The organism is Spirosoma fluminis (genome assembly GCF_054778895.1).
Genome location: NZ_BAAGZD010000024.1, coordinates 1 through 7,390 on the forward strand (window position 1 = coordinate 1; position 7,390 = coordinate 7,390).

At 51.9% G+C, this 7,390-nt stretch carries 3 protein-coding genes and 1 pseudogene; 2 read left to right on the top strand and 2 right to left on the bottom strand.

Annotation, left to right across the window (positions count from 1 at the left end):
• A pseudogene (locus tag ACYVBJ_RS20490) lies at positions 1-951 on the bottom strand (hypothetical protein); the annotation flags it as partial.
• Positions 952-1,287: 336 nt separating this feature from the next.
• Between ACYVBJ_RS20490 and ACYVBJ_RS20495 the strand changes: the two are divergent.
• Both ACYVBJ_RS20495 and ACYVBJ_RS20500 read left to right on the top strand, forming a co-directional pair.
• A complete protein-coding gene (locus tag ACYVBJ_RS20495; RefSeq protein WP_460984177.1) occupies positions 1,288-4,656 on the top strand; it encodes a coiled-coil domain-containing protein in 3,369 nt (1,122 codons plus the stop codon).
• A 518-nt stretch (positions 4,657-5,174) separates the two neighbouring features.
• A complete protein-coding gene (locus ACYVBJ_RS20500; RefSeq protein ID WP_460984178.1) occupies positions 5,175-5,765 on the top strand; it encodes a DUF4142 domain-containing protein in 591 nt (196 codons plus the stop codon).
• A gap of 98 nt (positions 5,766-5,863) precedes the next feature.
• Here the strand turns inward: ACYVBJ_RS20500 and ACYVBJ_RS20505 are convergent, their stop codons facing one another.
• Positions 5,864-6,781, bottom strand: coding sequence for an alpha/beta fold hydrolase (locus ACYVBJ_RS20505; protein ID WP_460984179.1), 918 nt, complete (start codon positions 6,779-6,781; stop codon positions 5,864-5,866).
• Positions 6,782-7,390: the final 609 nt, after the last annotated feature.

Sequence of the window (7,390 nt, forward strand, 5' to 3'; positions counted from 1 at the left end):
AGAGCCGTCACCTGTACCGTCCTGCTTAACGTAGCGGATGGATGGTATAAAAGAGATAATCACCAGACCATCGCCCGATTGGCCGCTTGCTCCAGTTAGGCTGCTGGGATTGGTGCCCGCATTGAATGAGCCACCGCCCCCGCCAACACCCGAACTGTTAGTACTGCCCCCAGCACCGCCACCTGAGTACCCCCCACCACCTCCACCAAAAAAAGCGCTGTTACTGACCCCGCCGAATCCAGGGCGATATCTCCCCCCCATGCCCGCGTTAATAAACGCCTGACCACCACTCTCGTCGGTTCCCCCTCCATCCGTAAATAATCCTCCACCAGCTCCGATATTGTTTTTCGATTGGCCGCCCTTCCCCTCAGTTCCGCCAGCACCCCCAACGGTACTTGCGGCACCTGCTCCTCCGCTCGTACCGGCCTGCCCATGCTTTTGGGTCGAGTTGTGATCAGTTCCACTGCCGCCACCTCCACCGGCGATCACTAATGGCTCGCTAGTCCCCCTGACCACAAACGAGCCACCACCCCCACTACTGTTTCCAGGCTGCAGACCTGCTAGAATCTTCAACTGTTGCCCAGCCGTAACGGCAACAGTGCCCGTGATGATGGCTCCTTTACCAGGCCTGTATGTTGAACTGGGGTTATTGCCCCCTTCGGCACCTCTGGCTTCAATGGTTAGTGAGCTTACCCCAGTAGGCACCACCCAAGTAACAATGGAACCCGAAAAGGAAAAGGTTTGTGTGGCGACAGCCGCCAGCCGACCACTGGGCAGAGGCCGCATAATGGTTACCTTAGCCGGTGGGGTAACTCGTTTGAGTGGACTAAGAGCGGGTCTGGTACGCGGAATCGGTCTGCGCTCGTCGAGCAGCAAGTTAGCTTGCGCCAGGGCCAATGAGCTGCTGATCCAGCCCGTGAGCAGGAAGAGAAAGGTAAACAGATGCTTCATGGAGTAAAATTTAGTTTGAGTATTAGGAAGTTAATTCCTCTGTAAAGCTACTTAGCTAGTAATGTAATCTGCAAGTAACTACCAAATTAAAAGAGGATCGTTAGTAGATGTAGAGATGGCTAAAGACTCGTATATTTACCCAGCCATACGTATCCCCACCATACCATGAAAAACAACCTGCTCCCTAATCAAGTCCGATTACAGGGCTACACCGTCCCCGCCTGTAGTTAGGCCGCGATCTAATTATCACTTTTTGCACACTGGACGACCGCCCGTCACCTTACGGCTGCGGTTCGCTGTGCTTATTTCTCTATCCCCACCAGTAGAACTATCATTATGACTGAAGACAAAGACGTATTGATTTTCGAGGCAGTCTTCGATGCGAAGAAAGCCGACGAAGCCGTCGCTCAGTTCAAGACGAACCTGACCCGACTGCGCGAAGAAAAGAAAGCAACTGACAAGGAATTCAAATCGGGAGCGATCACCGCCGAGGAGTACGGGCGCTCGATTGCGGCCATCGACAAACAGATCGCCAGCACGTCGGAGAGTCTCAAGAATCAGAACAAGGCCATTGCCGATAACGCCAAGTATCAGAAATCCGCCGAGGGTAGTATCGTGCAGATGCGGCTCGGCCTGGCCGCGCTGGTTTCTCAGTACGATAATCTCTCGAAGGCTGAGCGCAATAACGAAGCCGTCGGCGGGCAACTCGAAGCCCGGATCAAATCGCTCAGCTCGGAGCTGCTCTCGCTCGAATCGGCAACGGGCCGCAACCAGCGCAACGTTGGTAACTACGCCGGTGCCATCGAGCCGCTGATTCAGGAGCTGGTCAAGCTCCAGGAGCAGCAAAAGGCCGTAGGTAAGGGATCAGGCGAGTTCGTGCAGTTCGAGCGGCAGATCATCGGCTTTCAGCAGCAGATCAACCGGGTCGGGGCTTCGACGGGTCAGACCTTCGACGAGGTTCAGAACAAAGTCCGTACGTACGGCGAAGCCATACGGGGCACGACATCTGAACTGGTTAAGCTTGAACGCGAGCAGAAAGAGATAGGCGAAACGGGCGGTGAAGCCTTTGATCGGCTTGGCTTTCAAATCGAGAAGGCCAAGCGGGAGATTGCGAAAGTGCCTTCCTCGACTAAATCGGCCGTGAGCGCACTGGAGGAGCTAGATGATGCTACTGGAGCCCTGGGGGGCGGTGTCGGTCGATTGCGGGGATATTTGACTCAGGCCAAGACGGGTCTCGACGCAATGAAGGTCGGTTTGACTGGTATTCGCGGGGCAATCGCTGCTACTGGAATTGGTCTGCTCCTTATTGCCCTTGCCTCACTATATGCCTTTCTGACAAAAACGCAGGAGGGTATGGACTTCGTGGAGCGTAAGACGAAGGCAGTAGGCCTCGCTTTCGATGTACTGGTGCAACGTGCTGCCTTAGTCGGTAAGGCTTTAGTCGAGGTATTTACAAATCCCAAAAAAGCCGTTGAAGATTTCTTTGCTGCCTTCAAGGGGGCTGGTTCGGCCATCGCCGAAGCTGCTCGGGCTGGCGAGGAGATCGCCAAGCTGAATCAGAAACTTTTGGATGACGAACAGAAACTTAATTTGGAGCGGGCCAAAAGCCGAGCCGAATTCGAACGTCAGAAGAAAATCGCTGACGATCAGACCTTGTCCGCCAAGAAAAGACTGGAGGCTGCCGATAAAGCGAATGCCATCGAGATTGGAAGTACCCTGAAGCTGATCGCTTTGCAAAAGCAGAAAATTGCCAATATGGAGCGCGAGCAGAAGATAAGTGGCAAGACTAGGGCCAACGAGGAGGCTATTAATAACGAACGTATCGAAGCGTACCGGCTAGAAGAAGATATTTATGATCGTACGACTGAGCTACAAAACACTCGGAACGCCATTGTAAAAGAAGCCGCCGAAAAAGCCAAACAAGCCGCTCAGGAGGCGATCGAGCGGGAGAAGTACCGAGTTGAGCAGCTACTATTCATTGCCAAGACGGAGAAGCTCATCGCTGAGAAGAAAGGGCAGGATACACTTAAAATTGAGGAGAAAATTATTGAGCGCGAAGCTCAGTTGCAGCTTGTGGGCTTAAAAAAGAACTCGACCGAACGGAAGTTGATCGAGGCCCAGACCAACGCCAAGATACTTGAAGCTCGCGTTGAGCATGCCAAAAAATTAGTTGAAGAGGCTTCCGCGATCGAGCGGGCGATCATCTCGACCCAAATTACGCAGGCGCTGGAAGGCTCAACCAAGCTTGAAAACCTTAGACTGCGACAACTCAAACGGGAAGCCGACGACCGAAAGGCACAGCTAAAGGCAGACTTCGACTTACGTAAAATCAGCAAACAACGCTACGAAGCCGAACTCAATGACGTTGATCAGAACCTGTTTCTGAATCAGAATAATATTCGCAAGCAGTTTGCCGCCGATCGGATTAACAAAGAGACTGAGCTGGCAAAGCTCGAAGTTCAGACCGAACTGAACAAAACGGATCAGTTGTTGTCGATCCGGCGCAACCGGGCTACCGATATTATTAACATTGAGGAAAAGCAGCAACTAGATCTGCTCGCCCTTCAGGAGTTAAGTGCGGAGGAGTACGCCACCCGCGAGGCCGCCATTCAGGCCGAAGCCGAAGCCAGACGTAAAGAGGTATACCGCCAGATTCAGGCCGACGAGCGGGCGGATCGAAAGGCGCAGATCGAGACTAAGCTGGCTGACGTTGCCGAAGGTGGACGTAAAGAGTTGGAGTTACGTAAGAAGCTACTCAAGGAACAACTTGCTGATGAGTTATCCAATACTGAGCTAAGTGAGAAGCAGAAGGAAGCGATTAAAGCCAAGTACCGGAAAGATGAGGAGGCACTGGTAAGAGAGCATGAGGAAAAGGTTGTCGGAATTATTATCGACTCATTAAGTCAGTCGGTTACTGCACTTTCCAATGTTTTCGATGCTCAGGCAACCCGAGCCTTAAATACTCTTGAGGACCAACAAAAGGCCATACTTTCTTCGGCGGCCTTATCTTCCGATGCTCGCGAGCAAATCGAGATTCGCTTTCAGAAAAAGAAGGAGAAGATCGAAAAGGATGCAGCCGAGAAGAGACGCAGAATAGCCACGATTGAAAACATTATCTCCGTTGCTCGCGGGATTACGGATGCTATCATTAAGAACGTAGGCAATCCATTCATGCAAGCCCTACAAACCGCTTTAGTGTTGGCCACAGGTGCCAGTCAACAGGCGATTATAGCCTCACAAAAATTTCGCAACGGGGGAGAAATCGACGGCCCGAGCCACGAACGAGGGGGCGTTAAATACTTGGTGCGGGGTCGTCGGGTTGAACTGGAAGGGGGCGAAGGCGTGATCAACAAACGGTCGATGCAGATACCCGGTGTGCGTGAAGCAGCTTCCCACCTGAACGAATTGGGGGGTGGCGTGCGCTTCCCTGGGGTACGCAGTAACCAGCGCTATATTTCAACCAACTTCCGCGCTCCCAAATCGTACACCCCGCCTTCCAAGATGGCTTTAGGTGGCGAAGTAGCCGTACAATATACCCAGTCCCAGGCGCAGGGCGTCACGATCGACTACGAGAAGCTGGGCGGCATTGTAGCCAGTAACGTTTTACGAGCCGCTGCCCTCATTCCCGCTCCGGTTGTGGTCGTGAAGGACATTCAGGATGGGGTGAGTAAACGAGTCACCGTTCAGCAGCGAGCGGATAAGTAAAGCTAAAGATGTTAGGTCGTAGCTTGACATTGAATCCAAGCTACGACTACTTGAACCAGATCGCGGGGTATCGAAGCAACGGTCTCTATCGCGAAATAATCCGGTAGAGGAATAGGGTATCTTTTGAAAAGAGCGATTTATGCGACGATTGTTTTTAACAACTGTCAACCCTAAATCGTAGCATACGAACCAACAACCACTATTTTACTGGCAAAGTGATTTGTAAAATTGCAAACCCGGCAATCTTGCTTTTATCCCCTTTTCAATGAACCCGAATAAGGCGGAGTGAATCAGTTTTTGGCCGACCAATACCAAAATAACCCCGCAAATGGAATTTAAGAGGGTTGAGGTATTTCATACGTATTACACCCACTCTGGATAATACTGCTCACTCCTGGCAAAAAAATATTCATTTATTATTCAATTAAGCCTATTTAATTGATAGGGAAACTAAGTATACGTACATTTGTTCCTATCAAGCCGGGTCATCCGGCACTAAACTTAACTAAGATACGCTTATGAGTAACACAGACTCAACGCCCCGCAGAACCTTTTTTAAAAAGTCAGTAACAGGTGGTCTTGCCCTTAGTGGTGGTATGTCTCTCCTGGGTTCGTTGCTAACCTCGCTTACAAGCGAAGCAGCCATTCTGGTAGATGATTCGCCTACGGCAGCCTCGGAAAAGGAATTTCGGCAGAAGGTTCTCGGGCCTGCCGAGTTGTCACTGGCAACTAGTCAGATTGCCGTGAGCAAAGCCGCCAATAAATACGCCAAGGAGTTTGCTGGTTTTGAGTTGGAAGAAGCCAAGGCCGTTACGTCTGTACTTAAAGATCTGGGTACCCCCGTACCAGCCATGAACGCCAAGGCCCAGGCAACGCTGACTAAAATCAAAACGGCCACCGGTGCTGCCTTCGACAAAGCGTATATCCAGGCCCAACTCGAAAACCACGAATTCTTACGGGATCTGGCCCAGAATTATTTGAAGAATTCAATGGGCAAAACTAGCTCTGCCGAAAGTCAGACGCGGCATTTAGCGACTCTAGCCCTGGCCGTGTTTAAGGAACATGTTGCGCTAACCAAACAGATTTTGGATCAGCAGCTAAAGGGTTGATCTGGCGAGGACTAGTTGACAAAAAAGACTGACTTTGCGCCTCAGAAGGCCGGGTCAGTCTTTTTTGTAGCCTCGGATTTCTCTCTCGTCGTCCGAGATTACCACCTGGCGCTGCGAAGTGCCAGAAACAGGCCCGCCACCACAACGGCGACACCTACACCAATCAGTATGTTGTTTGGGGGCTTCACCTCCACTGGGGCCTCAGTCCGCTCCGGTTGAGCCTGATACGTTCCGTCGGTCACGTCCAGAATCAGTTGTATTGCTTCTTCAGGAACGTCGAGTTGGGGAAAGTGACCCGAGTTGGCGAACCAGTGCAGTTGCGCATCAGGGAACAAACTTAGTGCGAGCTTCGACTGACCGGGCAGACAAACCAGGTCCCGGCGTCCCCAGCCAATAACTAACGGCTGTTGAATGAGACCCGCCGGGGCACCCTGCTGTTTTTCGCCATGGGCCAGATTGTCCAATAGTTCGTTGAATGCGGGCGTGGGCACAAACGTTCGCAGTTCCTGTAGCGCTACCGGAGCGGGGATTTTCCAGGGAGCCGCCGAAAACTGAGCGAACAGCAAGGTCCGGCCAACGGGGTTGCCGGTCAGAAAAGGCAGTGCGGGTTGTAATGTGCCGACGAGCTGGGCTGATAACCGCACGGAGTGGTAAAAGAACGGAATTTCCCAGCCCCGCCAGAAACCACCCGGGTCGAGCGACACGACGGCACCCAGCACCCCGCCCCGCCGGGCTAGTTCGATCACTAACCGCGCGCCCATCGAACTGCCGACGGCGTCGATGCCCGTCAGATTATTATTGGCCAGAAAATCGGTCACGGCGTCGGCAAGGGTACGAATGGAGGTCTCGCCTGTCAGGGGTGGTGTGGCTCCGAAGCCGGGTAAATCTACCGCGATAACGTCGCGTTTGGTGGCCAGGCCGTCGATGATCAGATCCCACGACCGGTGGCTACTACCAATCCCGTGAACTAAGAGTAGGGGTGTGCCGGTGCCTCGCCGGACGTAGTGCATTGTCATGGGTCGTTTCGGTTTAATGGATCGTACTGTCAGGTGACAGACCCGCTGACTCAACTCCGATCAGGACGCGTTGGTTTTAAAAAGTGATTCCGGCTCAGGTGTGATGGGCGGACGATTTTGCAACTCGTCCATATTTATACGTAGGTCTATACTGCAAAACGGGGCCAATATGAAACTATGGAGTTAGAAAACTCAATATTCGACACAGCTTAGCTTACTTTAATTGTTTGACCAAGTTATCTGCCTTGAAATGGAACAAAATAAGCTGTATTCAGCGTGTTAATCCATCAGTAGAGTAAAAGACCGTTTTCTTTACTGATTATTAAAACCAGCGTTTTGGTAAGAATGCTCTTTCAGGAGTGGGTGAGCGAACGGAACCTAAAATGGTCTCAAGCCTACCGACCCTTGCTTCCGCAATAGCACTACCCAGCCTACTCAGCGGTCGCTATTTTCTTGACCAGGTTGCTAGGCAGGTAACAGTTAAAGCCTGTTTGTTGTTGCAGATCAGCTAACAAACTGATCGTTTCTACGCTACTCAGGCCGATGGTTTCCCGGCAATGATCGACTTTGGTCTTGGCCTGAGGAGTCAAGGAATTACTTAAGTACCCG